Below are 23,565 nucleotides of genomic sequence, written 5' to 3' on the forward strand. Positions count from 1 at the left end.
TAACCCGGCGGCCCGCATCTCCGCCGGAGACGCGGGCCGGGCCGGTTCGTCAGTTGCCCCAGAAGATGTAGTTCGCGTTGTAGGGCACGCTGGCCTTCTCGCCGTCGGTGCACGGCGTCGCCGGCGGAAGGCCGCCGAAGGTGTTCATCCGCTGGATGTAGGTCACCGTGCTGAGCATCCCCTGTCCCGAATGCGACTTCACCTCGAGCAGCAGCTCCGGGATCGCGCCCGGCACCGGCGACGCGTTCAGCTTCGCGGCGGTCACCGCGGAACCGTCCGACTCGGACTGCCAGGTCGGCCCGCCGAAGTGATGGATCTTCCGGTTCGCCCCGTCGAACAGGTTCGCCTCCGGCACCGACGGATCGGCGAACTTGCCGCCCACGCAGGTGTAATTCTGGGTGCCCTGCCCGACCACGAACGAGCCGATTATCTTCAGCCCGGCCGGCGGCTGCAGCCCGGTCGGCGCCTCGGCGGCGGACGCCTGATAGGTGACCCCGCCGATGGCGGCGACAACCGCCGCGGCGGCGGTGGCGATGACGGCTTTGCGCTTGAGCGTACGCATGACTACTCCCCAATCGAACGGAACACGGACGCCGACGGGTACGCGCCCCGGCCCGCAGCTGATCGACACGCAGCGGAAAGGTGCCCGTTGGGGCAGAACACAGCGTCACAACGGAAGCCGATGCCACATCCACGCCTCAGCCGCGTCGGCAAGCTCCCCGAGATGCGGCGCCCCCGACCCGCGATGCCTCTCCCGCAGCAACCCGGCCCGCGCGACCGCGAACGCATCGAGCGCCCCGGCCGGCGCGGAGGCCCAGGCAGACACCGATCCCGTCCAGGCCTCGGCCCGCTCCGGCGAATGCCCGGCCCGCACCAGCCGCACCACCATGAGCGCCGTGTCGATCCACGCGGCCCCCCGGCACGGCGCGGACCAGTCGACCACCGCCACCCCCGCCGCGTGCACCAGGAAATTACGCGCAGTGACATCGGTATGCGCCAGCGTGTCACCATCAACAACCTCCGGATCGACCCACCCGGCCCACCGCACGGCGGCCGGCCGCACGTCCACGGCCGGCGCGGGCGCGGACGCCAACCCGCTCAAGACGCCGGCGACCCGGGCAAGGTCGGCGGAACCGGGCGCCAGATCCGGATGCCGGCCCGCCACCCGCTCGAAGCCCAGCAGCAACCACCCGCCCCGCTCGACCACCCACCGCAGCCGCGGCGCGACGCCGGGCAGATACGGATTGAGGCGCGCCTCGTTGCGGTGCATCCAGGCAAGGGGATTCGAGCTGCGAATCCCCTTACAGAAGTGCGCCCCCGTCGCGGTGTGCAGCACCGCGACAAGCTCGGAGACGGCCCCCGTCGCCACCGGCTCGGCACACCGGACCGGTCCGGTGCGCTCCTCCACCGCACCACGGACGGCCGGCGGCAACTCCCACCAGCGGCGACGGGCCACGTCTCACGCTCCTGGGCTGGTCGTCAGATGGTCTGCTGGGTGGGGAGGATGGTGATCTCGGTCAGGTTGACGTGCTTGGGTACGGCCGCCATGAACGCGACGGTTTCGGCGATGTCGGCGGACTGGAGGACGTCGATCTGCTTGATGAGGTCGGCCATCAGGGTGCTGGCGTCGGGGTCGGTGACGTGGTTCGGGAGTTCGGTGTCGACCATGCCGGGTTCGACGGACGCGACGCGGATGTTCTTGCGGCCGAGTTCGGTGCGCAGGAGGCGGACCAGGTGGCTCAGGTACGCCTTCGTGCCGGAGTAGACCTGGAACTTCTCGAGGACGCGGGTGGCCGCGATCGAGGAGGTCACGATCAGGTCGGCGCTGCGGCCGGCGGCGGCCCCGGTCTCGAGGTCGGCGACGAACGTTTCGATGGTGTACATGACGCCCTTGATGTTCAGGTCGATCTGGGTTTCCCAGTCGCTGACCTGGAGGTCGCCGATGGCCGAGATGAGCTGGACGCCGGCGTTGGCGAAGACCAGGTCCACCGTGCCGAAGCGGTCGTGGACGGCGGTCGCCGCGCGGGCCAGGGCCTCGCGGTCGGTGACGTCGGTCGGTACGGCCAGCGCGTTGCCGCCGCGCTCGGTGATGCGGGCGACGGCCGCGGCGAGGCGGTCGGCGCGCCGGGCGAGCAGGGCGACGTCGGCGCCGAGGGCGGCCAGGCGTTCCGCGGTGGCCTCGCCGATGCCGCTGGAAGCGCCGGTGACGACAGCGACCCGGCCGGTCAGGGGAGTTCCGCCAAGAACCGTGGACATGTGCTTTACCTTCCTCTCCAGTGGCTTACCTCATCGAGCTTCGGCGACCGCCGGGGCCGGAACCAGGTCGCGACTTCCCTGGGTGCGGTGCACCCCCCTTGGTGCGGGCGCCCCTACCTGGTGGGCGCTTCGGACACATGGCACGCGGGCGGCTTGACGGTGCGGAAACGGGCCGCCGACTATGGGCCGGTGAGTGCTGAGCGACGAAACAGGAAGAGCGACTCCGGGCTGTCCCGGCGGGGGTTGCTGCGCGCCGGGGCTGCCCTGGCCGGAGGAACGGCGGTCGGTGCGGCCGCACTCGGGTCGCCCGCGGAGGCCAAGGGCAAGGTGCTCAAGGCACCCAAGCTGAAGGCCGGTGACACCGTACGGGTGGTCGCTCCCGCGTACCCGGGCGACAGCAGGCTGGTCCGCGGCCAGGAGATTCTCGAGGGGATGGGCCTGGTCGTCGAGTACGGCGAGCACGTCTACGACACCGCGGGCTATCTCGCCGGCACGGACGAGAACCGGCTGGCCGACCTCAACGCCGCCTTCCGCGACCCGAAGGTGCGAGCCATCATCGGCGCCCGCGGCGGGTACGGCAGCCAGCGCATCGTCGACGGGCTCGACATCGCGGCGGTGCGCAAGGACCCGAAGGTGTTCTTCGGCTTCAGCGACCTGACCGTCATCCACAGCCGGCTGTGGCGCGCGGCGCGGCTGGTCAGCTTCTACGGGCCGCTGGCCACGTGGACGGACACGCGTACCGGGCCGGAGTCGGTGGCGTCGATGAAGGCCGCGCTGATGAGCACCGACGACATCGTCATCACCCGGGACGCGACCGAGCCCAGCTCGGCGGTGCGGATCGCCGGCTCGAAGGGTTCGGTGGCGCGGGGACCGCTGGTCGGCGGCAACCTCACGATGATCGACATGGACACCGACACGGACAGCTTCCCGAAGCTGGACGGGGCGATCTTCCTGTTCGAGGACACCGGCGAGGCGCCGTACAGCTATGACCGGATGCTCACCCACCTGCGCCGCAGCGGGGCGCTGGAGAAGATCGCGGGCGTCGCGGTCGGGCAGTTCACCGGCGCGGACGTGGCGCCGGGCGCGCCGACCGCCGCGCAGGTGGTGACCGAGCGGCTCAAGGATCTGGGCGTGCCGGTGCTCGGCGGCCTGCGGATCGGGCACGGCACCGGGCAGCTCACGGTGCCGATCGGCGCGAACGCGGTCATCGACGTCGAAGCCGGCACCCTGACCGTGGAGGCCGGCGTCCGCTGAGGCGCCATGGAGGCCGGCGTCCGCTGAGGCCGTGGAGGTCGGCGTCTGCTGAGGCGGCGAGGCGGCGTCCGCTGAGGACGGAGACACGGAGGGCCCGCATCCCGCGGAGAGCGCGGGATGCGGGCCCGGTGCCGTTGTCAGCTGTGCTTACGCCGGCGGATGGTGCGGCGGGTGACGATGGTGCTACCCGCGAGGGCCAGAACGCCCAGGCCCGCGATCGCCAGCCAGGTGCCGTTCGGCTGGGCCGGCGTGCCGGTCGCGGAGACCGGGTTGCCGACCGGGCCGGCGGTCGTGCCGGCCGTGTAGGAGGCGCGCCGGATGTTCCAGCCGCCGCCCTTCTTCTTGTCGATCACGTAGATCGCGGCGGAAGCGCTCTTGCGCGACGACTTCCCCTTGGCCGTGATGATCAGGATGCCGGCCTGGAACGTCTTCACGTTGTACGTGAACTTGCCGTTGCGGTCCGCCCGCAGCACGGCCGTCTTGACCGTCTTGTAGCGGTGCGAACCCTTCTTGCGGAACGTGACCGTGATGGTCACCTTCTCCTTGCCGGCGTACTTGCGGCCGGTGGCCCGTACGCTCACGCCCTTCTTGACCACGCCCTTGTTGACCACCAGCGACGGCGGCGGCGGCGGGTAGTGGCCGCCCGGGGTGGCCGACGCCGCGGTGGCGGTGAAGGCCGTGAGCCCCAGGGTCATCGCCATCGCGGCGAAGACCGAGGTCAGAAAAGCGATAGCCCGACTGCGGCTCATAGCTGCCTCTTCCAGATGTGTGATTGCCCTCGAGGTACAACGGGTCAGGGCCCGTACTCGTTGCGATGCGGGTGCACCGGTTTGCTCGCGGGAGGCCGGTGCGGGCGCCACCTCCCCTCGCCGTCGATGCGGGCGGAAGCTCCTCCGAATTGATTCGTGCATCCGGAGGAAGCGTGAATGACGCATTGTCCGCGGACGATGGCCGGATTCCGCCGTGGCGGGCCCTGCGGTATTCATGAGTCCCCTTCCGGGTGAATCTCGGAAATCGCCGGAGTTTGTGCTCGCCGAACCATCATCGGAAGCGCTATGCGCCGTTAACCGTGGTGAGCCGCGCTGCGCACGCGGGCTCGTACGGGACAACGCACGACCCACGACTACAAACATGCGCATTTCGGGCCGTTGACGGTGACCGAATGGCGGATACCGGGACACAAATAGAGGAGGCAACTCGATGGACCTGCGCGATTACCTGCGCGCCGTCCGGAAGCGATGGTGGCTGGTCGCAGGAGCAATCGCGGTGTCGGTCGGCGTGGCGATCGCCGTCACCCTCCTCACCCCGCCGAGGTACGCCGCCTCCGTCACGTTCTTCGTGAGCACCCGCGGCACCGAGGTGACGCAGGCGTTCCAGGGCGGGCAGTTCGCCCAGCAGCGGGTGAAGTCGTACGTGGACGTGCTCACGAGCAACCGGCTCGCGCAGGCGGTGGCGGTGTCGGAGCCCCCCGGCCTGACCGCCGAGGAGATCCAGGACGAGATCACCGCGCAGGTCGTCCCCGACACCGTCCTGGTGCAGGCCACGGTCACGGACACCGACCGGGCGCGGGCCCTGCGGCTGGCCCAGCGCCTCGCGGTCCAGTTCCCCGAGCTGATCAGCAAGCTGGAGACGCCGCCCGGATCGAAGACGCCGACTGTGGGCGTACAGATCATCGCGGAGCCGAAGCTGGCGGAGGCGCCCGTCTCACCTCAGCCCGTACGCAACATCGGTCTTGCCGTTGCCCTGGGTCTGATCATCGGGGTGGGCGCGGCGGCGCTGCGGGAATCGCTGGACAGCACCATCCGCACGCCGGACACGTTGCACGAGGCCGCGTCGGCGCCGGTGCTCAGCACGATCCCGTTCGACCGCAAGGCGGAGAAGTCGCCGCTGATCACCGAGGGCAGCGCGCAGTCGACCCGGGCCGAGGCGATGCGCCAGCTGCGCACCAACCTCCAGTTCGTCAACGTGGACCGGCCGCTGCGCAGCCTCGTGGTCAGCAGCGCCCTGCCGGGTGAGGGCAAGTCGACGACCGTCTGCAACCTCGGCATCGCGTTCGCGGAGGCCGGCAAGCGGGTCATCATCATCGACGCCGACCTGCGGCGCCCGCGCATCGCCGAGTACCTGGGCCTGGAGGGCGCGGTCGGCCTCACCAACGTGCTCGCCGGGCAGGCCAACGTCCGCGACGTGGTGCAGCCGTGGGGCAAGAGCGGCCTGTGGGTGCTGCCCAGCGGCTACATCCCGCCGAACCCCAGCGAACTGCTCGGCTCCGGCAACATGGCGGACCTGCTCACCGCGCTGGGCACGGCGTTCGACGTGATCATCATCGACACCCCGCCGCTGCTGCCGGTCACCGACGCCGCGGTGATGTCCACGATCGCCGACGGCTGCCTGCTGGTGTCGCGCCACGCGAAGACCACGGTGTCGCAGGCCCAGACCGCGTCCGCCGCGCTGGCCAGCGTCAGCGCCAAGCTGCACGGCTGCGTCCTGAACATGGTGCCGGCCAAGAGCGCGGGCTCGTACGCGTACTACAGCTACACCACCACGACCGACGAGTCGGCGCCGGCCGAGCCGGTCGTCCCGCCGCGCCCCCGCGTCGAGAAGCCCGCCGCCGGTCCGCTGCCGCTCTCGCCGTTCCGCCCCGACCAGGTCCAGGCGGCGGCGCCGCGCACCGAGCCGCGGTCCGCGCGCCGGGCCCGGCTCGCCGACACGCCGACGACCGACCTGAGCGTCTACCGCAAGACGCCCGAGGGCCGCTACGAGGGCACGGCGCCGGTGCCCGGCGTCAGACGGCAGTGATGGCGCCGACCACCGACCGCAGCGACGCCCACACGTCCTCGGCGCAGGCCCGGAAGGCCTCGATCGGCTGGTTGACCGGGTCGGGCAGGTCGTCCTGCCCGGCCGGCACCGGGGGAGCGAGGTGCCGGGTGGCGTTGACCTCGGCGACCAGCCGGTGCATCCGCGCGGCGGCCGGACCGGACGTGACCGGCGGCACGGCGGCGGCGAACCGGGCGAACTGCCGCAGGGTGAAGGCCTTCCGGACGGCGCCGGGTGCGAGCGTCAGGCAGGCCGCCCGCTGGTCGCCCTCCGCGGTCAGCACCAGGTCGGCGTCGCGCAGGATCGCGGCGGTCACCGTACGGGAGACGAAGCCGCCCGCGTCGACGCCGCATTCGGCCAGCACCTCGGCGCTGCCCCGATGCATGCCGGAGCCGTCGTACGCGCGGGTGCCCGCACTGGCAGTGACGATCGCCGCCGCCTCCGGCCCGAAGGCGTCGTCGAAGGCCCGGCGGGCGAGCCGCTCGGCCAGCGGTGAACGGCACAGATTCGCGTGGCACACGAAAAGCATTCCGAATCGATCGTCCGGCAACGGCTGTCCCTCCTGAAGAGCACTCCGGAAAGGATGCACCACGATGACCGGACGAATTCTGCTGTCCGCCCCCGACGTCGGGGACCTCGAGGAAGCGTATGTCGTCGAGGCGCTGCGCTCGGGCTGGGTCGCACCGGCCGGCCCGGCCGTCGACGCGTTCGAGCGGGAGGTCGCCGCCCGGTCCGGCGCGGCCCACGCCGTGGCCGTCAGCTCGGGCACGGCCGGCCTGCACCTCGCCCTCCTCGCCTGCGGTGTTCAGGCAGGTCAGGTCGTGGTGGTGCCGACGCTGACGTTCGCCGCCACGGCCAACGCGGTCGCGTACACGGGGGCCGAGCCGGTCTTCGTCGACTCCGATCCGCGCACCGGGACGATCGATCCCGCCCTGCTCGGCCGGACCCTCGACGAACTGCGCGCCGAGGGCCGTACGGTCGGCGCGGTCATTCCCGTCGACCTGTTCGGCACGTGCGCCGACTACGACGAACTCATACGTTTGTGTGACGCGTACGGTGTGCCGTTGATCGAGGATGCCGCCGAATCGCTCGGCTCCACCTATCGGGGCCGCCCGGCCGGCTCGTTCGGCGCCGCCGGCGTCATCTCGTTCAACGGCAACAAGATCATGACGACGTCCGGCGGCGGCATGCTGCTGTCCGGCGACCGCAAGCTCGCCGAGCGTTGCCGGCACCTGTCCACCCAGGCCCGGCAGCCGGTCCCGCACTACCAGCACGAGGAGATCGGCTACAACTACCGGCTGAGCAACCTCCTCGCGGCCCTCGGCCGGGCCCAGCTGCGCCGCCTCGACGACATGATCGGCCGGCGCCGGGCCCTGCGCGACGCGTACGCGAAACTCTTCGCCGGCGTCGACGGCGTCGACCTGCTCGGCGCCGACGAGGGCGCCAACTGCTGGCTGACCAGCATCGTCGTCGACCCGGCCCGGACCGGCTGGCACGCCGAGGACCTGGCCCGCCACCTGGCCGCCGAGCACATCGAGACCCGCCCGATCTTCAAGCCGATGCACCTGCAACCCGTCTTCGCCGGCGCCCGCGCGGTCCTGACCGGCGTCGCCGAACACCTCTTCGAGCACGGCCTCACGCTGCCCAGCGGCTCGGTGCTCACCGACGCCGACAAGCACCGGATCCTCGAGGCCACCACGGACTTCCTGGGGAGGAAACCATGATCGATCGCGTACGCCTGCACGACCGCATCCAGCGCAGCACCGACATCCTGGTCGCCCTGGTGATGCTCACCCTCACCGCCCCGCTGATGCTCGCCGTCGCCGCGCTGGTCGCCTGGCGCCTGGGCACCCCGGTCCTCTTCCGCCAGGCCCGCCCGGGCCTGCACGGCCGCGTGTTCACCATGATCAAATTCCGGACGATGCGCGACGTCGACCCGGACCGCGGCCTGATCACGGACGCCGACCGGATGACCCGCCTCGGCCGCATCCTGCGCGCCACGAGCGTGGACGAGCTGCCCACGTTCCTCAACATCCTCAAGGGCGACATGAGCCTGGTCGGCCCCCGCCCGCTGCTGGTCCGCTACCTGCACCTCTACACGCCGACGCAGGCCCGCCGCCACGAGGTACGCCCCGGGCTGACGGGCCTGGCCCAGGTCCGCGGCCGCAACGCCCTCTCCTGGGAGGACAAGTTCGACCTCGACGTCTGGTACGTCGACCACCGCACGCTCCGCCTCAACCTGCGCATCCTGGTGGAGACGGTGACAACGGTCCTCCGCCGCGAGGGAATCGCGGCGGAGGGCCAGGTCACGATGCCGGAATTCACCGGCAGCCGGGGCAGGGCCCGCGGAGTCGCCCGGGTCTGACCGCCCTTACCAGGCCACCACGCCCTGGGTGCTCGGCTGCAGCGTGCCGATCTTCAGCGAGCGCATCGTGATGTCGTGCTTCTCGGGCCGGGGGAACCCTTCCAGCGTCGCGAACCGGCCGTCGGTCGAGGCCTCCAGGTTGACCCGCAGGCTGTTCCCGGTGGGGCAGTTCACGTCATCCTTGGAGCACGGGTCCCACTTGATCCCCTCGAACGCGCTGGTCCCCGGCTTCAGCACGATGGCGCTGGCCTTCCCCGGCTCGTCGACGGCCTTCTTCGGCACCTCGACCACCTCGTTCGCGGCATTCGACAGCGACACGTAGGCGTGCCCCTCGACCTGGCAGGCGCGCGACGAGACATTCGTGATGGCCACGAGGCCCATCTGCCCCTTGCTGCGAAGGTCACCCTGAGCGGTGATGGTGGCGCGGATATCGTCCGTACGGCAACCCGGCACGGCGCTGCCCTTCGAGGCCTTGCTGGTCTTGGCCTTCGTGCTCTCGCTGTCCTTCTTGGACTCGCTCTGCTTCTTCGCGGTCTTCTCGACGCCCTGCTGAGCGGCGACCTCGGACTTCTTCACCTCGCCGGCGTTCGAGCTGCCGGTGAACGCGACGACCAGGCCGGCCACGGCGGCCACCGGAATCAGACCCAGGGCAAGCTTGGTACCGGTGCTCTTCACGATCTCTGAACCTCCTGCTCGAACGTCCACCGCCATCGGTGAACCGGTGAGACCATCCTGTTGATCTCCGGAGCGGCTGTGGGCAGGCGCGGGAGACCCTGGCATAGATCCGGGAGACGTAGGACAGACGGCCCTCGCCGGTTGCCCGAGTGCACCTTCCGCCGCCGTCAGAGGGCCGAAATCCCAACCTGACAGCGGCACCGCCATTGCTTGCCGACCTGTCGACGGCGCGCACATCAGCCGGATGGTCACGGTGCCCGAAGGTGGGTCGGTCGACTCGTTCGAGGCGGCCTGGTCGCGACCCCAATCAGCGAGGGTTGTTGTCTATTCGGGCCAATGCCGACGGTCTCCGGCAGTTGTTAGTCCGGGCAGAACGCGGCCGCTGTTGGCCACGCTGACTTAAAAGGAATTTCAATGTCTGTGCACTTTTCTGAGACCGTCGTCCGCGAGCAGGCCAAGAAGGCCGCGGCGAAGAAGACCCGCAAGTACGTCGCCTTGGGCGCGGTCGCCGCCGTGGCGGTCATCCCCACCGCCGCGTACGCGATCATCTCGGGTCTGACGGGCTCGGGCACGGTGGAGGGCGAGGCCTACGCCACGCAGAACCTGACGGTCACCGCCGGAGCGGCGGCTCCGAAGCTCTTCCCGGGCGCGGAGGCCAATGTGACGTTCCGGGTGAACAACCCGAACCCCTTCCCGGTGCTCCTGCAGAAGGTCGAGGCGACCAACTTCGCGCCGAAGGATGGCTGCAGCATCACCTGGTTCACCACCACTCTGCCGGTCAACGGGACCTCGTACGCCTTCCCGGGTTACCCGGAAGCGGATCTCACCGTGCCGAAGCAGGGCTACAAGGACGTGACCATCCCGAACGGGATCAAGCTGGACACGGACGCCACGAAGGGCTGTGGCTTCACGCTGTCGATCACCGTGACGGGTGCGCAGAAGGCCGCATAACGCTTGCGGATCAACGCGTCGCTGAGCCCGTTCGATGGCACTCGGCCCCCACCGACAGCCTCATCGGACGGGCTCAGACCCGTCTGTGACGACATGGCCGTCCTGCGGCCAGTAGCGACCGTCCGACCGATCCGTTATGACCTGTGCTGAGACAGAGGAGTCACTAAATGTCGGAGCCGCGGGTCATCATCGGATGCGGCCGGCACGGGCGCGAGACCTACGGGCTGATCGCAGGCATCGGCGCGACGGTCGGCGCCGACGCCTGCGTGGTCCAACCCGTGCCGGGTGGCGCCGTGCCTAAAGGCGTGCCGGCTCGCTGAGCTTCGTCGGCTGTCGTTCCTCCGGGCGGTCCTCCTGCTGGCAGGTGATGTCCTGGGCCGGGAGTTCGCCCGTGGCCAGGTACGCGTGGACGACCTCGACGACGCACGGGTTCGCGTCGCCGTAGACGCCGTGGTTCAGGGCCTTCTCGACCGTGACGAGACGTGATTCGCGCAGGGCCTTGTGCAGGCCGTGGGCGAGCGTGGCCGGCGTCGCCGGGTCGTATTCGTTCTGCAGGAGCAGGGCCGGTACGTCGTTGGCGACCACGAGGTCCGGCTCCGGGCGGGGCAGGGACCAGAAGCCGCAGGGCTTGACGCTGGTCAGGAAGTCGCCGATCAGGGGGTAGCGCCGCATCGCCTCGGCGACCTGCTCGCGGAAGCCCTCCGCGCCGCGGGGCCAGTCGGCGCTGTCGTTGCAGAGGACCGACCAGAAGACCGAGGTGCCCTGATCGTCGCCTCCGCCGTACTCGGGAATCACCAGGTCTTGCGGTTTGCCGTCGAGGGCGTCGCGCAGCGTGCGCAGGTATTGCACCCCCTCTTCGACGTCGTACGAGGCGGAGGCGATGCCGGACCGCGCCTCCTGCCCGGCGAACTTGCGGCCGTCGATGTCGATCGGGTGCCGGTCGATCTCGGCGACGAGGTCGAACACGGTCTTCTCGACGGCCTCCGGGGTGGCGCCCAGGTGGTAGGTGTCGTCGTGCTCGGCGACCGACTGCGTGAACCGCGCGAAGACGTCGCTGAAGGCCTCGGTCATCGCCAGGAAGATGTCGTTGCCCATCCGGCCCGGGTCCAGGTTGCTGTCCAGCACCATCCGGTCGGTGCGGTCCGGGAAGAGCTGGGTGTAGACGGCGCCCAGGTAGGTGCCGTACGAGACACCGAAGTAGGAGATCTTCTTCTCGCCGAGCAGGATCCTGATCAGATCCATGTCGCGGGCGGTGTTGCGGGTGGAGATGTGCCCCGCGGTCGGCCCGGCAGCCGCGCATTTGTCGGCGACCGCCTGCGCCGCCGCCACGTAGTGCTCGTACTTGTCCTCCCGGTACGGGAAGTACTGGACCGCCTCGTCGCCTTCCAGCCCGCAGCTGATCGGGCTGCTGTCACCGATGCCGCGCGGGTCGAACCCGATGAGGTCGTACTGCCGGCGTACCGATTCGGGAAGGTCGTCGCGCTTGAACAACGGTTCCGTCAACCCGGGGGCGCCGGGCCCGCCCGGGTTGAAGAGCAGGACGCCGCGGTGCTTGTCCGGAGTGCTGGTGACGATCCTCGAGATCCGTACGGTGAGACTGCCGTTGTCGGGGCTGAGGTAGTCGATCGGGGCGTCGATCGTGGCGCACTGCAATCCCTTGTAGAAGTCGTCCTCGTAGCATTCCTGCCAGTCGAGCGACTGCTTCGTGAAACGCTCCGGCAACGCCGCCGGATCGCCGGCGGCCGGCCGAGGGGCCGCCGTCGCCGCGCCGGCCGTCGGGGCAAGGGCCAGCGCGGCGACGGTCACCAGCGCGGCGATTGCGGCGAGTGCTTTCGGACGCTTTCGGACTTCATTCATGTACGGCAAGACGCTCGCCGAGCCCGCCAGGATTCGATCAACGGCGACGAGTATCGGCCCATTTGCCCGCACCCAGGGGGAGCTGCCCCTCCGCGAAACCGGCACGAACGCCACGGATCCACTGCCTGAGGTCGGCCACCGACTGCTCCACGGCTCGTCGCGTCGTGTCCACGACGTGAACTGCCCACCGAGGATCGTCGCCGGACCAGGTGTTCCACCGGGACCACCGCATCTGCTTCCAAGCTCCGGTGGTGATCGCCTCGGGCAGATGCCGGGGATCGGCGGCGTGGCCACGGTTCCACCGCGCCCAGCCGATGAACGCCCGCTTGGCGTCGGTGCTCCAACGCCCCGGATCGCGGCGTTCCAGCCGCTCCCAACGCTCCCGGTCGTCCACGTCCACCAGGCAGGCCGCGATCCCGTCCAGCTCGACCGCCGACGGGCACGCCAGCACCTCACCCAGCGGCGACTGCCCGGTCAACAGCACGTCGACACCCTCGGCCTGGTACCGCAGCACGCGCCGGATCCACTCCTCCGTGCTGCGCTGACGCCACACCAGGTCCGCGCCGGCCGGAACCCCGATCTCATCGAAGTCATGCACGACAAGCCGTTCGAGTCCCGCACAAGCCCACGCCGCGGTGGACTTCCCCGAACAGCTCGACCCGGCGACCGTCAGCAACATGGCCGCAGTCTCCCGCCGTACCCCGAACCCCACGACCGAATTTCACCCCGGCGCATCGCTGAAGTCCGGGCAGTAGCGCATCGGGGGGCGGAGCCGTTAGGACCTGTGCTGTGCGCCGGTCTCGCCGGCGCTGAGGTCGGAGGAGTGACAAGTGTCCGAGCCCTTGGTCATTGTCGGATGCGGTGGTCACGGTCGTGAGGTGTACGGCCTCGTGCGCGCGATCAACGAGGCCCGGGGCGGGCCGTGGCGGGTCGAGGGTTTCGTCGACGATGCGCCCAGCGACGTCAACCTCGGGCGGCTGGCCCGGCTCGGGGTGCCGTTCCTGGGGGAGGTCGGGCGCCTGGCGGCGATGGACGACGACGTCCGGTACGTCGTCGGGATCGGGGATCCGCGCGTACGGGCGAAGGTCGCCGCCAAGATCGGGCCGGACCGTGCCGCGGCCGCGCCGCTGATCCACCCCGCGGCTACCGTCGGGCTCGACAACGACTTCGCCGACGGGGTGGTGCTGTTCGCCGGCGCCCGGGTGACGACCGACGTGCGGCTCGGGCGGCATGTCCACCTGAATCAGAATGCGACGGTGGGGCACGACAGCGTGCTGGACGACTTCGTCCAGGTGAATCCGCTGGCCGCCGTCTCGGGGGACTGCCACCTGGGGGAGCGGGTGCTGATCGGCACCACGGCCGCGGTGCTGCAGGGCCTGACCGTCGGCGCCGGCGCCACCGTCGGCGCCGGCGCGTGCGTGGTCCGTCCGGTGCCGCCCGGCACGGTGGTCAAGGGCGTCCCGGCGCGCTGAGCGCGCTCAGGACGGCGTCCGGGTGCCCGCGGCGAACGTGACGATCCGGTCGGCGAGTTCGTCCGTACGCCAGAGGACCACGTCGTGGCTGGCCTCGGGGATGATCTCGGCGACGGCGTGCGGCATCCGCGTGGTGAGCCTGGCCGCGACCTCGCGTGCGTCGTAGAGCTGGCTGTGGCCGCCGATGATCACGAGGGTGGGTGCCGTGATGCGGGCGAGGTCGTCGTCGGTCAGCGGGGTGGGCATCATGTGCCGGCGGCGGAAGCCGAAGCTCGCCTTGACCAGCGGGATGGCGTCGTCGTCGCGCAGGGTCACGTTGCGCAGCGGCCGGGACAGGGCGTGGCGGACCGGCCGGGGTGTGAAGCCCACCAGGCCGCACGCGATGATCCAGGCCACGAATTTCTTGCTGACCTTCCCGAAGCCGCCCGGGTCGAGCAGGGCGAGGCTCTCCACGGCGTACGGTGAGCGCATGGCGTGACACAGGGCGACCCACCCGCCGAACGACGTGCCGACCAGATGGGCGCGACTGACCCCCAGCTCGGCGAGGACCTCGCCGAGCCACTGGGACCATTCGTCGCCGCTGGTGATGGCTCGGGTCTGGACGGACGGGCCGGGCTCCCCGACGGGGTCGATCGCGATCACCGGGCGGGACCCGGCGAGCCGGCCGACGTAGGAGTGCCACATCAGCGACGGCCCGCCCGAGCCCGGAAGCAGCACGAACGGCGTCCCGCTGCTCTCGCCGAGCCGGTGGACCCGGGTCGTGCCGAAGCTGGTGACCACATCGGAGTCGACCGAGGCGGCCGGCCAGAGCCGGCCGGCCAGGTCGTCGTAGACGGTGAGGAAGCGAGAGCGGGCCTGATCATTGCGGAACTCGCCGATCGGCATCGGGGCCTCCGTCCTACGTTTTATTTGGTACGAGCGTATCATGAAAGCCGTGCCGAAACGGGTGGATCACGAGCAGCGACGGCGGCAGATCGGCGAGGCCCTGTTGCGGATAGCGAGCACGCGCGGCCTCCAGTCGGCCACCATGCGCGAGGTGGCAGCCGAGGCCGGTGTCTCGCTGCGCCTTGTGCAGTACTACTTCCACACCAAGGAGCAGCTCCTGGTGGCCGCGCTCGCGTATCTCGGCGAGCAGCTCACGGACCGGGTCTCGGCGAGCATCCGGGCGCTCGGCCCGGTCACTCCGCGCACCGTCGTCTACGGCACGCTCACGGCGGCCCTGCCGACCGATGAGGAGAGCGTCCGGCTGACGCGGGCCTACACCGGCTTCTACACGCTGGTGTTCAGCGAACCGGAGCTGGGCGAGCGGCACGGCGCCACGTACCCGGACAAGCTGGAGTCCCTACTGGCCAAGCAGATCACCTTGGCCCAGGAGGCGGGTGAGGTGGCGTCCGATGTGGATCCAGTGCTCACCGCGGCCGCGCTGGTGGCGCTGACCCACGGGCTCGGCTCCAGCGTGCTGGGCGGCCAACGGGACGGTGCCGCGGCGCTGCGGATCCTCGAGTACCAGCTCGACCGGCTGTTCAGCGGCAACCGGCCCGGATAGGGTCGACGAACGCTTCTGCACGCGCCTGCACCCGGTGACGATCGAAGTCCTACAAGCGTCGCGTGTCGGTTCCGAGGCTTACGTTCCGCCGTACAGCGCACGAGACTGGTGGTGGACGGCCGGCTGGAACGGGTGGCATTGCATTGCATGCCAAGGACAGGTCGCGTCGCGCGGGTCGCTTTGACGGTGGTCGGGGCGGCCCGCTCATCGCGCTGGGTTCCGGTTCGCGGCTCATCATCCGCTCGGAGTGAGGAATCAGCGCGTGGCTTACTACGGAAACCATCGGAATGCGGGGGCGATCTGGCCGTCGGTGGCGGACGACATGTTCCGGTTGATGCACCGCGACGCCGATGGGGTGGCGTTGGTGGAGGGGCGGATCGCCGGTATGTGCCTCGCCGCGGCGATGTTCGGGGAGTTGCTGATCGCCGGGCATGCGGCCGTACTTCACCGGGTCGCCCTCGTGGTCTGCGTGCCGGACAGGACGAACCACAGGCTTACGTCGTCGTGTTCCGGCTCGGTCGCGCCCTGGTGACCAGGACGGGGCGATCGGCGAACGCCGGGTGCAGGGTGGCCTCGATGCCGAGTTCGGCCGCGCGGCGGATCACCGTGACGATGGGCATCTCGGCGCGACGTGACCGCCGGGGAACGTCCAAGCGCCGGCCCTGCGGTGCTCGACCTGCAGCACGTTCCGGCGCGCGGTGTCGAGAACGGCGAAGTACACCACGCTGTCCTCGGCTTTCTCGGGCCAGGCATCGGAGCGCTGCTTCAGCAGGCGCGGAGCCATCGAGCGGCTCTGCGTGACCGCCTATCCTGCCACGCTCAACCTCCCACGGAACCACGGATCTCTCTGCCTGTGCGGGAGTGCTGGCACGGCGGTCGGGGCGCTTCGCGTCGCCGAACGGCGCCGCGTTCGTTAATCGGAGCGGCGATCGGAGTCAGCGGTCGTCGTCCTCGATGGCGCCTGCCGCCATATCCGACCTTGGGCCGTCCCGCGAGCCCTGCACGTCGGGGTTTGGCGGTGCGCGGGGATTCCTTTCACCTAACGTGGAGGCATGATCAACAACATTCGCACGTCACAGCGCCTTCGCCGTTCACGCAGCACAGATGAGCTCCAGTGGCACAAGAGTCGCCGCAGTTCCTACCAGGGGACGTGTGTCGAAGTGGCCGCGATTCCTGGGCAGATTTTCGTACGCGACTCCAAAGACGTCGAAGGTCCGGTCCTTTCCTTCAGTCAGGAAAGCTGGGCAGCCTTCGTCGAGGCGGTGAAGAGCGACGGAATCTAGCGGGCGCGGCCGGGTGATCGCGGAATCTTTTTCCGGCCCTTCAGCTGCAGGCCGCTGACAACGACTCCCAGGCCGAAGCCGGCGGCTGCGGCAAGCAGTACTGGTTTTCTGCTCTCATGCCGGCAACGAAGCCCCCGGCGAAGGTCGGGGGCTTCGCCTTCGCGCAGCATGGCTAGGGGCGACGATTCAGCTCGCTTTCTCGCTTCGGTGAACTCTTCGAACACGATCGAGAGGAATCGCCGCCGCTTGCGGTTGGCGCCACTGACCCAATGCGCTCCAACTCCATTCCACCAAGCTCGCGAAAGAGGACTTCTGAAGAAGGTCCTCAGGTTTGACCGAAGTTCCTGGTCATCGATCTCGCCGAGCTCCCATGCTGCGAGCCAATGTCCGACCGACAGATTGGCGTACATTAGTGCGGCACTCCTGGGGTCCTTGAAAAGGTCAATGTCCACCACTTCGAGGAATTCTGGGTGATCGATCGCCAATTTGATCAATTCAAGATGCCTCTGACGTTCACCGCTGGCTCGGTCCTGGCGCGTTTGACGCTGCTGCAGCGTCAGCGAAGACCCCACCCCGCACAGCGCCAACCCCGCTAGCACCGCCGACATGCCGCCGTAGGCTTGCCCGACATCAGATAGACTTTCCCAGTCAATTCGCTCTCCGGCGAGCCCTTTCATTATGAAGGGGGAATAGACTATCGCGCTGAGCACGAACAGCAGGAGTGATGTTGCAAATGCAAATTTCGCGGCATATGTCAGACGCCATCTGACGATGGCTCCGCCGCCGAAAACATCGTCTTTTCGGGGCCTACCCCTCTTCTTCTGCACTGGGCACTCCTGTCTCTTGAGACCGCCAAAAGGCGCCGAATGGGAACGAGCTTTCCGGCGCAACTGGCGCCCGTTTTCATGTCGTAGGAGTGCCTTGCAGAGGCTCGAATTTATCCGCGTCCTGGTCCCTCGTGGAGTGCCTGTATCAAGCGGAGCGGATCGCTAACGTGGCGGCTTCTCAAACTTGCCTGCCGCATCGTGCAGAAGTTCGATCGGCAGGATTGGCGTAGTTCGGACAAGGTCGCGGATGCTCGGGCCCTGGCGCCTCATCCTTCGTTGCGGATCATGGGGCGTCCGAGTGGTTGTCGTCTGTGGGTGTGGAAGGGCCAATCCTTTGTCGCACCATCGGTGCGAACATCACTGGCGCGGCTGCTCCTCTCCGCCGCCAACAGCTCAATGCTACTAACGGCAATCAATGCATCGCTGTACATGCAATCGAAGAACGTGGACGAGGCAACGCCGCTCGGAAGTGGTCTTGAAGGAGCGCGAAAGGCTTGCGCCGGCCGTGATGCCTCCGCCGGCAACACCGCCGCTTTCGACCACAGGTGCCAAGGCGGGCTCGTAGTGCCGGTCGACCGCGGCGTCCGGTGATGATGTGATGCGCTGCGAGGTGACTCAGGCGTCGCACCGGTGCCTTGAGGTGATCTCCGCTCCGTCCGGTCCAGGACCGTCGCGGGTCTCGCCGTCAACTGCCGGCGCGGACCTTGTCGTCCGGGACTCGGGTCGCGCGGCGGCGGGTTCGCGCTGAGCGGCGGATCGCCGGGAGCCAGGGGCCGAGACCGAGCAGCAGGAGCAGAAGCAGCAGCGGTGTGCGCCACCAGCCGGTGAGGGCCGGCTCCGGGCTCTCCGTCCCGGCCGGGACGGCGGATTTCGACCAGGCGAGGAAGGCGTCGCCGATCGGGAGCAGGCCGAAGGCGTACCGCTTGGTGTCGGGGCCGGTGACCGGCAGGCCGGCGAGCTCGCCGAAGTTGGCGAGGGCTCCGGCGAGGGAGGCGTCGCCGTGGGTCTGGGCGGCGCCGAGGGCTACGACCGTGGTGGAGAGGCTGATGCCGTGGATCAGTGGGCCGGAGTCGACGTCGCCGGGGCCGTCGACGCCGTGCGGGTACTCCCGGACGGCGGGGCCGAGGAAGAACGGCCGGTCCAGGAACTTGTCACGGAAGGTGAGGTACTGGCCGCGGGCGAACGCCGGGTCGATCTCCGGCAGGAAGCGCTGGATGATCGCCTGGGAGGTGCCGCGGGCGCCGTCCACCTGGGCGCCGGTGGCGGGGTCCACGTAGTGCGGGAGCAGGCCGGTCGCCGGGTCGAGCAGGTTCTGCGAGCGCTGCACCCAGCGGGTCACGGCCGGGGCGAAGGTGGAGCCGCCGGTCACCGTGTCGGCCAGCCGCAGGGAGGCGATCGCGACGGTCGAGTCGCACGGCCACGCCTGCCCCGGGTAGGCGGTGAGGAACGGCGTGGGGGAGGCATCGAACGCGGCGGCCAGCGCCTTCGAGCCGGCGAGCAGTTTCGTACGCTGCTCCGGAACGTCCCGCAGGGTCAGCAGCCCGGCCCGCAGCCGGTTGGTCCAGCCGGCGTAGAAGACGCCGTACGGGGGCACCGCCGACGGGTCGAACGGCGCCCGCCCCTGCGGCGACTCCATCCGGGACAGCGCCCAGGCGGCCTCGTCGGCGGCCCGTTCCGGTTCGACCCCGCGGTTGCCGAGGTCGACCCAGGTCAGGCCGTAGAGGACGTTGAGGAAGAAATAGCCCTCCGGGAACAGCGACTGGGCGTCCACGTCCGCGCCGGAATCCAGCTCTTGCTTCAGGAACGCTAGCTGCCGGCGTACGCCGGGAGGCTCTTGATCTTGATCTGTCGCGGTGGCGGGCGCGACCAGCCGGAACGCCCCGACGCACGCGATCACCGTCAGGATCGAGGACAGGACCCTCCGGAGTACGAGCACCGGCCCAACGTAGGCGGCCCGGTCCACTCCCGCGGCGTTCGTGGCTTCATTGCCGGGCTGTCCCGGTGGCTGTCCGTGGGGACGGCCACCGGGACGCGCGGTCAGAGCGACTTGTAGGACAGCAGGTAGTTCTCCGGCCAGCTGTGGAAGGTGTCGATGTAGAACCGCGGCTCGCCGCTGCAGTCCGCGTTGGTGTAGCCGACGACGCCGTTCGGGAACGCGTTGTTCCAGTCGATCGTCCACGTGGCCTTGGCCGGGATCGGGCGGCACAGGTCGTCCGGGGCCGCCTGGCGGCCGACCACCTCGAGCGGGTTGGACGAGTAGAAGACCAGGCCCACGTCGGGGTTCTTGAACGGCTCGCCGGCCTGCGCGGGCGAGCCCGGCAGCGTCACGGCCAGCGTGGTGGTCAGGGCCGCGGCAAGGCCGGCGGCAACCCGCTTCGTGTTCGTACGCATCATTGTCCCCTTCGAGCGTCGAAATGATCCGCTTCGATGTCAGCCTTCCGTGAAACGATTTAGTTGTCAACGATAAGTTTGATGTGTCAAGCAACCAAGCGACCCGGCGGCCCGCTCGCCCCGGTTGCTCTGAGCAGGCAATTTCGCCTGTACGGCCGGCCCGCCGGTGCTCCGATCAGTGATCCAACTCGCATGCGAACGGTCCAGAGATACCCTCGAAGCCGTGCTGGGAGCCGAGGTCGTCGCGAACCTCAACACGCTCGTCGACTTCTGCGCCCGCCGCGACCTCGCCGAGCTGAGCCGCGCCGCGGTCACCGAGGCGGCCGGCGGCCCGCCGGACGTCGCCATCCTCTTCGGCGGCAGCATCCTCGCCGGCGGCGACCTGTTCGCCCGGACGGTCGCGGACGGCCTCGCCGCCCACTTCATGATCGTCGGCGGCCAGGGCCACTCCACCGACGTCCTGCGCGCCGCAATGCGCGACCGCATGGGCTGGGACGACGCCCCCGGCCACACCGAGGCGGCACTCTTCGACCGCTACCTCCGCGAACGCCACGGCGTCCACGCCGACCTCCTGGAACACGAGTCGACCAACTGCGGCAGCAACGTCCGCAACGCCCTGGCCCTGCTCACCGCCGCGACCATCCCGCACCGGCGCATCCTGATCATCCAGGACGCCTCGATGCAGCAGCGCATGGACGCCGGCTTCCGCCTCCACGCCCCCGCCGCAAGAATCGTGAACTTCGCCGCCCACCAGACCCCCATCGACCTGATCAACGGCAACCTCGGTTTCCGTACGCCACCCGCCGGCATGTGGCCGCCCGACCGGTACATCTCCCTGCTGATGGGCGAGATCCCCCGCCTCACCGACGATCGGGACGGCTACGGGCCGGCCGGGCGCGGCTACATCGCCCACGTGGAGGTCCCGGCGGAGGTCACGCGAGCTTACGAGGCACTGCGCCGTACGGGAGCGGGAGCGCCTCGGATCGCCGACCCTCGGTGGGCGAACAGCTGAGCGGCCCTGCCCAGGCGAGCGGCCCCCCGGTCGCGCGGAGGCTGTGGCCGGTGGTCCAGCCCGGGCCACGGCGGCGGGCTCACCGAGCCGTTGCACGGTTCGGATAGTCGCCCTGGCAACTGCTTCTGCACACACCTGTACTCGGCGCCCGCCGGAGCCCTACAAGAGCGGAGTGTTCGCTCCGAGGCTTACGGATGCGCTCCGTCGCGCACGAGACTGTGCGCAGACGGCCGGCTGGAACGAGTGGCGGAACGTGAGCCAAGGACAGGTCGCGTCGTGCGGGCCGCCTTGCCGTGTTCGAGGCGGCCTGCTAATCGCGCTGGGCAGCCACTGCACCGTGCCGTCGCATCGTCTCGTGCGATCCGGAGGTCGACCAGTGAACCAGCGGCACACCATCCACCAACCACGCGGACCACGCTGGTGCATATGGCGTAGACGCTGCACCTGCGGCCTGACTTGGCCCTGCGTGGACGCCCGCCTCCAAAGTGTCCGGCGGCGTTACGCGGAGCAACTGGAACAGAGCGACTGGCGGACGGCGCCTACGGCCGCCTATCCGACAACGACCGCCGGCCGTGCTGGAAACCTCACTCGCGCCCAGCGGTTCCGTAGTCGCTGAGCGCGTATTTGAGAAGACGAGCCGCTGTAGGACCCGCCGACGAGGGTGGTTCTGGCCGGGCGGGTCGCCCCTTAAAGTGCCTGCATGCCGAAGTTCCGCCAGGTACATGTGTGGCCGGACACCGGCTTTGCAGAGCGGCCCTGGTGGGATGATCCCGACGTAGACTCCTTCGTCCGGATCAGTCGCGGCATCTGCGAGGCGTACAGCCAGGAGCTACCGAGCCTGGCACTGGTCGCAAGGGCGTCTGTCATGCGACTGGACGCCACCACGTGGCATCGACCGCAGCCTGCGCTGGATGCCCCGCTCGGAGACATGGTGGAGGTCCGAGCCTGGTACACCGGTGCCGGCCAGGAGCACGGATGGGTCGGGGTACCGGTCGGTTTCGCGACGCTGCCCATCGACGAAAAGCGCCGGGTGAGCTTGGGCATCGTGCACCACGGGGTCTTGATGCTCGCTCCGGCGCTTGGCTGGGATCCCACCGTGCTCACAGACGCGCTACACCGTGTCGAGGCGAGGGGATTTCGCTTCCGGTCGGAAGGCCCGTGGAAGTGGGCGCCGGATCGAAGACATCGGGCTCGCGCCGTGGCCAGCATCTCCGACGACGGGTTCGGCCACGTCTGTGTAGAGGTGGCCACTGCTGCTGGGGAGTTGATCACTCGGAGCGGACTTCTCGATGCCGCATTCCATGGTGATGACCTGGTGCGGGGATGCAAGGGGCTGCGCTGGGATGGCTCAGCCCGGGTCAGCGTGGATCCGTTCGGTTTTACGTGGACTGACCAGCATCGGCAGACCGTGATCGACCTTCACGGTGGACACGCCGGAGTACAGCACAGCGCCTCCCGTTAAGCACACAGCTCCGCACGGCACTCGCGCCCATGACGCGCCTTTCGAACACGTTGTGAGAGATCGCCCAGCCCGGTGTCGACCTGGCAGTCCAGGATCAAACCGCGGGTGATCCGCCGTGCTTGATGTCCTCGATGAAGGCGCGCCACGTTGCGCGGTCGAAGGTGAGGACGGGACCGTTGGGATTCTTGCTGTCGCGGACGGCAACGATGTCGGGGAGATTGTCGGCCACCTCGACACAGTTCCCGCCGTTGCCGCTGCTGCGAGAACTCTTGTGCCAGATAGCACCGCTCAGGTCCACGCCGCTGCCGCCTCCGAGATCAACTTGGTGCTCTGCCCTTGTGTCAGAGCCTCAGCTCTCACGGACTCCCACGTTTGCCGCAGCGATAGTACGTCCGCCGACCGCTCGACCACAGTGCCTTTGAGCTGATTGTCGAGGTATCCCAAATCGTCGCCCTCCGGCGACGTGGCGATCACGAACGCACCGTTGAGACCGGGATAAGCGCCAGCCGCCTTCGGCACGACATGCAGGTGGACCCGCGGCCGGCTGGCGACATCCACCAGGTGCAGGAGCTGTGCTCGCATCACCTTCGGGCTGCCGACCGGACGCTCCAACACCACCTCGTCCATCACGGCGACCATGAGCGGCGGTGATGTCCCTTCCAAGATCGGCTGCCGAGCAAGCCGAGAAGTGACCAACTGCTCACGAGCGTCGCCCGACAGTTGACTGGCACCTTCCAGCAACGCACGGACGTAGTCCTCGGTCTGCAACAGACCTGGAACAACCAGCGGCTCGAACGACCGCAAGGCGGTCGCCTTCTGCTCGATCGCTACCCACTCCCGAAACCACGGTGTCAGCGACTCGCGCATGATCGACTCGCGGATACGCAGCAGCAGACCACCGGCACCGAGCGCGGAGTCACACTCCTCGGCGAACTCGTTCTGCGGCAGACGCCGGCACTGCTCCACGGCGGCGACCAAAGAGGCCGAGTAGCTGATGCGCTCCCCAAGAGCTTCCTGAGACAGCCCGGCCGCCATCCGGAGCCGGCGCAGCTCGCCAGCGAAGAGTTCCAACATCGGCGGACGATCCATCTGTAAACCTCAGTAGAAGAGAGTCGACGAGCCCTGCATCGTGCCAGGAGCAGTGTTGCGGACTTTGGGATGCAACGCAAAGTCGACAAGGCCTTCCGTCGCCAACCCGCTCGAGGCGTGCTGAGCGGAGGGCGGTTGATCAACCTAGCTTGCTGAGACCAGGGCGGACATCGTTCCTCAACGGCCCGTCTACGCTTTGAAGCAGGACGAGAGTCCTAGCCCGGGTGATTCACGGTGATCATCAACTGGTGGGCCCGACCGGCGTGTAAATAGACGGAAGTGCCTCTCTGGCAGGGGAAACTTGTGATTGC

The 23,565-nt window shown here is 69.1% G+C and carries 25 protein-coding genes; 11 read left to right on the forward strand and 14 right to left on the reverse strand.

Translation table 11 applies throughout. The features are described 5' to 3' along the window. Positions 1-49: 49 nt before the first annotated feature. The 3 genes from CLV70_RS36535 to CLV70_RS36545 form a co-directional block, all read right to left on the reverse strand. On the reverse strand, positions 50-562 hold the full coding sequence (locus CLV70_RS36535) for a DUF3455 domain-containing protein (RefSeq protein ID WP_106131197.1): 513 nt from the start codon (positions 560-562) through the stop codon (positions 50-52). A 105-nt stretch (positions 563-667) separates the two neighbouring features. Beyond that, positions 668-1,408 carry a hypothetical protein gene (locus tag CLV70_RS40005; protein WP_158277918.1) on the reverse strand — a complete coding sequence of 247 codons (741 nt, stop codon included), beginning with the start codon at positions 1,406-1,408 and terminating at the stop codon, positions 668-670. Positions 1,409-1,479: 71 nt separating this feature from the next. Then, positions 1,480-2,256 (reverse strand): SDR family oxidoreductase, encoded by a 777-nt coding sequence (locus CLV70_RS36545; RefSeq protein ID WP_106131199.1) that lies wholly within the window; start codon positions 2,254-2,256, stop codon positions 1,480-1,482. Between the two features lie 264 nt (positions 2,257-2,520). On the opposite strand from CLV70_RS36545, the gene CLV70_RS36550 reads away from it, so the two are divergent. After that, the gene (locus tag CLV70_RS36550; RefSeq protein WP_106131222.1) at positions 2,521-3,510 is read left to right on the forward strand and encodes a S66 peptidase family protein; all 990 of its coding nucleotides are present in this window, start codon (positions 2,521-2,523) and stop codon (positions 3,508-3,510) included. A gap of 137 nt (positions 3,511-3,647) precedes the next feature. Here CLV70_RS36550 and CLV70_RS36555 read toward each other — a convergent pair whose 3' ends face one another. After that, positions 3,648-4,259 (reverse strand): hypothetical protein, encoded by a 612-nt coding sequence (locus CLV70_RS36555; protein ID WP_146164301.1) that lies wholly within the window; start codon positions 4,257-4,259, stop codon positions 3,648-3,650. A gap of 451 nt (positions 4,260-4,710) precedes the next feature. Between CLV70_RS36555 and CLV70_RS36560 the strand changes: the two genes are divergently transcribed. After that, a complete protein-coding gene (locus CLV70_RS36560) occupies positions 4,711-6,306 on the forward strand; it encodes a tyrosine-protein kinase domain-containing protein (RefSeq protein ID WP_106131201.1) in 1,596 nt (531 codons plus the stop codon). On the opposite strand, the gene CLV70_RS36565 is transcribed toward CLV70_RS36560, so the two are convergent. Next, positions 6,293-6,853 (reverse strand): arsenate reductase/protein-tyrosine-phosphatase family protein, encoded by a 561-nt coding sequence (locus CLV70_RS36565; RefSeq protein WP_106131202.1) that lies wholly within the window; start codon positions 6,851-6,853, stop codon positions 6,293-6,295. The genes CLV70_RS36560 and CLV70_RS36565 overlap by 14 nt on opposite strands. A 64-nt stretch (positions 6,854-6,917) precedes the next feature. Here CLV70_RS36565 and CLV70_RS36570 point away from each other — a divergent pair, with 64 nt between their 5' ends. After that, positions 6,918-8,048 carry an aminotransferase class I/II-fold pyridoxal phosphate-dependent enzyme gene (locus CLV70_RS36570; RefSeq protein WP_106131203.1) on the forward strand — a complete coding sequence of 377 codons (1,131 nt, stop codon included), beginning with the start codon at positions 6,918-6,920 and terminating at the stop codon, positions 8,046-8,048. Next, positions 8,045-8,689, forward strand: a complete 645-nt coding sequence (locus CLV70_RS36575) for a sugar transferase (RefSeq protein WP_106131204.1) — start codon at positions 8,045-8,047, stop codon at positions 8,687-8,689. The genes CLV70_RS36570 and CLV70_RS36575 overlap by 4 nt, the downstream gene beginning before the upstream one ends. A gap of 6 nt (positions 8,690-8,695) precedes the next feature. Here CLV70_RS36575 and CLV70_RS36580 read toward each other — a convergent pair whose 3' ends face one another. Continuing rightward, on the reverse strand, positions 8,696-9,364 hold the full coding sequence (locus tag CLV70_RS36580; protein WP_106131205.1) for a DUF4232 domain-containing protein: 669 nt from the start codon (positions 9,362-9,364) through the stop codon (positions 8,696-8,698). 420 nt (positions 9,365-9,784) lie between these two features. On the opposite strand from CLV70_RS36580, the gene CLV70_RS36585 reads away from it, so the two are divergent. Continuing rightward, on the forward strand, positions 9,785-10,315 hold the full coding sequence (locus CLV70_RS36585) for a hypothetical protein (RefSeq protein ID WP_106131206.1): 531 nt from the start codon (positions 9,785-9,787) through the stop codon (positions 10,313-10,315). A gap of 297 nt (positions 10,316-10,612) precedes the next feature. Here the strand turns inward: CLV70_RS36585 and CLV70_RS36590 are convergent, their stop codons facing one another. Beyond that, complete coding sequence (locus tag CLV70_RS36590) at positions 10,613-12,172, reverse strand: alpha/beta hydrolase (RefSeq protein WP_146164302.1); 1,560 nt, start codon at positions 12,170-12,172, stop codon at positions 10,613-10,615. 37 nt (positions 12,173-12,209) lie between these two features. Then, entirely contained in the window at positions 12,210-12,770 is a 561-nt protein-coding gene (locus tag CLV70_RS36595) for a hypothetical protein (RefSeq protein WP_146164303.1), read from the reverse strand. 232 nt (positions 12,771-13,002) lie between these two features. On the opposite strand from CLV70_RS36595, the gene CLV70_RS36600 reads away from it, so the two are divergent. Then, positions 13,003-13,644 (forward strand): NeuD/PglB/VioB family sugar acetyltransferase, encoded by a 642-nt coding sequence (locus tag CLV70_RS36600; RefSeq protein WP_106131209.1) that lies wholly within the window; start codon positions 13,003-13,005, stop codon positions 13,642-13,644. Positions 13,645-13,650: 6 nt separating this feature from the next. On the opposite strand, the gene CLV70_RS36605 is transcribed toward CLV70_RS36600, so the two are convergent. Beyond that, positions 13,651-14,529, reverse strand: a complete 879-nt coding sequence (locus CLV70_RS36605) for an alpha/beta fold hydrolase (protein ID WP_158277919.1) — start codon at positions 14,527-14,529, stop codon at positions 13,651-13,653. 49 nt (positions 14,530-14,578) lie between these two features. Between CLV70_RS36605 and CLV70_RS36610 the strand changes: the two genes are divergently transcribed. The 3 genes from CLV70_RS36610 to CLV70_RS36625 all read left to right on the forward strand — a co-directional run bounded on the left by CLV70_RS36610 (position 14,579) and on the right by CLV70_RS36625 (position 16,473). Further along, positions 14,579-15,190 carry a TetR/AcrR family transcriptional regulator gene (locus CLV70_RS36610; protein ID WP_211304036.1) on the forward strand — a complete coding sequence of 204 codons (612 nt, stop codon included), beginning with the start codon at positions 14,579-14,581 and terminating at the stop codon, positions 15,188-15,190. Between the two features lie 262 nt (positions 15,191-15,452). Next, on the forward strand, positions 15,453-15,722 hold the full coding sequence (locus CLV70_RS36615; RefSeq protein ID WP_146164304.1) for a hypothetical protein: 270 nt from the start codon (positions 15,453-15,455) through the stop codon (positions 15,720-15,722). A gap of 520 nt (positions 15,723-16,242) precedes the next feature. After that, the gene (locus tag CLV70_RS36625) at positions 16,243-16,473 is read left to right on the forward strand and encodes a DUF397 domain-containing protein (protein WP_106131214.1); all 231 of its coding nucleotides are present in this window, start codon (positions 16,243-16,245) and stop codon (positions 16,471-16,473) included. Here CLV70_RS36625 and CLV70_RS39410 read toward each other — a convergent pair. From CLV70_RS39410 to CLV70_RS36635, 3 genes are all read right to left on the reverse strand, one after another. Beyond that, positions 16,470-17,300, reverse strand: a complete 831-nt coding sequence (locus CLV70_RS39410) for a DUF6082 family protein (protein ID WP_146164305.1) — start codon at positions 17,298-17,300, stop codon at positions 16,470-16,472. The two genes, CLV70_RS36625 and CLV70_RS39410, sit on opposite strands and share 4 nt — an antisense overlap. Positions 17,301-17,985: 685 nt before the next feature. After that, the gene (locus CLV70_RS36630; RefSeq protein ID WP_106131223.1) at positions 17,986-19,236 is read right to left on the reverse strand and encodes a hypothetical protein; all 1,251 of its coding nucleotides are present in this window, start codon (positions 19,234-19,236) and stop codon (positions 17,986-17,988) included. Between the two features lie 101 nt (positions 19,237-19,337). Continuing rightward, entirely contained in the window at positions 19,338-19,691 is a 354-nt protein-coding gene (locus CLV70_RS36635) for a hypothetical protein (RefSeq protein WP_146164306.1), read from the reverse strand. A 223-nt stretch (positions 19,692-19,914) separates the two neighbouring features. Between CLV70_RS36635 and CLV70_RS36640 the strand changes: the two genes are divergently transcribed. Together CLV70_RS36640 and CLV70_RS36645 are read left to right on the forward strand one after the other, a co-directional pair. Beyond that, entirely contained in the window at positions 19,915-20,703 is a 789-nt protein-coding gene (locus CLV70_RS36640) for an ElyC/SanA/YdcF family protein (protein WP_245908738.1), read from the forward strand. Positions 20,704-21,403: 700 nt separating this feature from the next. Continuing rightward, the gene (locus CLV70_RS36645; protein WP_106131216.1) at positions 21,404-22,165 is read left to right on the forward strand and encodes a hypothetical protein; all 762 of its coding nucleotides are present in this window, start codon (positions 21,404-21,406) and stop codon (positions 22,163-22,165) included. 94 nt (positions 22,166-22,259) lie between these two features. On the opposite strand, the gene CLV70_RS36650 is transcribed toward CLV70_RS36645, so the two are convergent. Continuing rightward, positions 22,260-22,463: a DUF397 domain-containing protein gene (locus CLV70_RS36650; RefSeq protein WP_106131217.1), complete on the reverse strand. Its 204-nt coding sequence runs from the start codon at positions 22,461-22,463 to the stop codon at positions 22,260-22,262. Further along, entirely contained in the window at positions 22,454-23,239 is a 786-nt protein-coding gene (locus CLV70_RS36655; RefSeq protein ID WP_245908740.1) for a helix-turn-helix domain-containing protein, read from the reverse strand. The genes CLV70_RS36650 and CLV70_RS36655 overlap by 10 nt, the downstream gene beginning before the upstream one ends. Between the last annotated feature and the right edge of the window lie 326 nt (positions 23,240-23,565).

The organism is Pseudosporangium ferrugineum (assembly GCF_003002065.1).
GTDB lineage: Bacteria > Actinomycetota > Actinomycetes > Mycobacteriales > Micromonosporaceae > Actinoplanes > Actinoplanes ferrugineus_A.

Bases quoted from the DNA above. Each gene is read 5' to 3' on its own strand.
- CLV70_RS36535 (WP_106131197.1), bottom strand. From the start codon at position 562: ATGCGTACGCTCAAGCGCAAAGCCGTCATCGCCACCGCCGCCGCGGCG.
- CLV70_RS36545 (WP_106131199.1), bottom strand. From the start codon at position 2,256: ATGTCCACGGTTCTTGGCGGAACTCCCCTGACCGGCCGGGTCGCTGTC.
- CLV70_RS36555 (WP_146164301.1), bottom strand. From the start codon at position 4,259: ATGAGCCGCAGTCGGGCTATCGCTTTTCTGACCTCGGTCTTCGCCGCG.
- CLV70_RS36560 (WP_106131201.1), top strand. From the start codon at position 4,711: ATGGACCTGCGCGATTACCTGCGCGCCGTCCGGAAGCGATGGTGGCTG.
- CLV70_RS36565 (WP_106131202.1), bottom strand. From the start codon at position 6,853: ATGCTTTTCGTGTGCCACGCGAATCTGTGCCGTTCACCGCTGGCCGAG.
- CLV70_RS36570 (WP_106131203.1), top strand. From the start codon at position 6,918: ATGACCGGACGAATTCTGCTGTCCGCCCCCGACGTCGGGGACCTCGAG.
- CLV70_RS36575 (WP_106131204.1), top strand. From the start codon at position 8,045: ATGATCGATCGCGTACGCCTGCACGACCGCATCCAGCGCAGCACCGAC.
- CLV70_RS36590 (WP_146164302.1), bottom strand. From the start codon at position 12,172: ATGAATGAAGTCCGAAAGCGTCCGAAAGCACTCGCCGCAATCGCCGCG.
- CLV70_RS36605 (WP_158277919.1), bottom strand. From the start codon at position 14,529: ATGCCGATCGGCGAGTTCCGCAATGATCAGGCCCGCTCTCGCTTCCTC.
- CLV70_RS36625 (WP_106131214.1), top strand. From the start codon at position 16,243: ATGATCAACAACATTCGCACGTCACAGCGCCTTCGCCGTTCACGCAGC.
- CLV70_RS36635 (WP_146164306.1), bottom strand. From the start codon at position 19,691: ATGCGTACGAACACGAAGCGGGTTGCCGCCGGCCTTGCCGCGGCCCTG.
- CLV70_RS36645 (WP_106131216.1), top strand. From the start codon at position 21,404: ATGCCGAAGTTCCGCCAGGTACATGTGTGGCCGGACACCGGCTTTGCA.
- CLV70_RS36655 (WP_245908740.1), bottom strand. From the start codon at position 23,239: ATGTTGGAACTCTTCGCTGGCGAGCTGCGCCGGCTCCGGATGGCGGCC.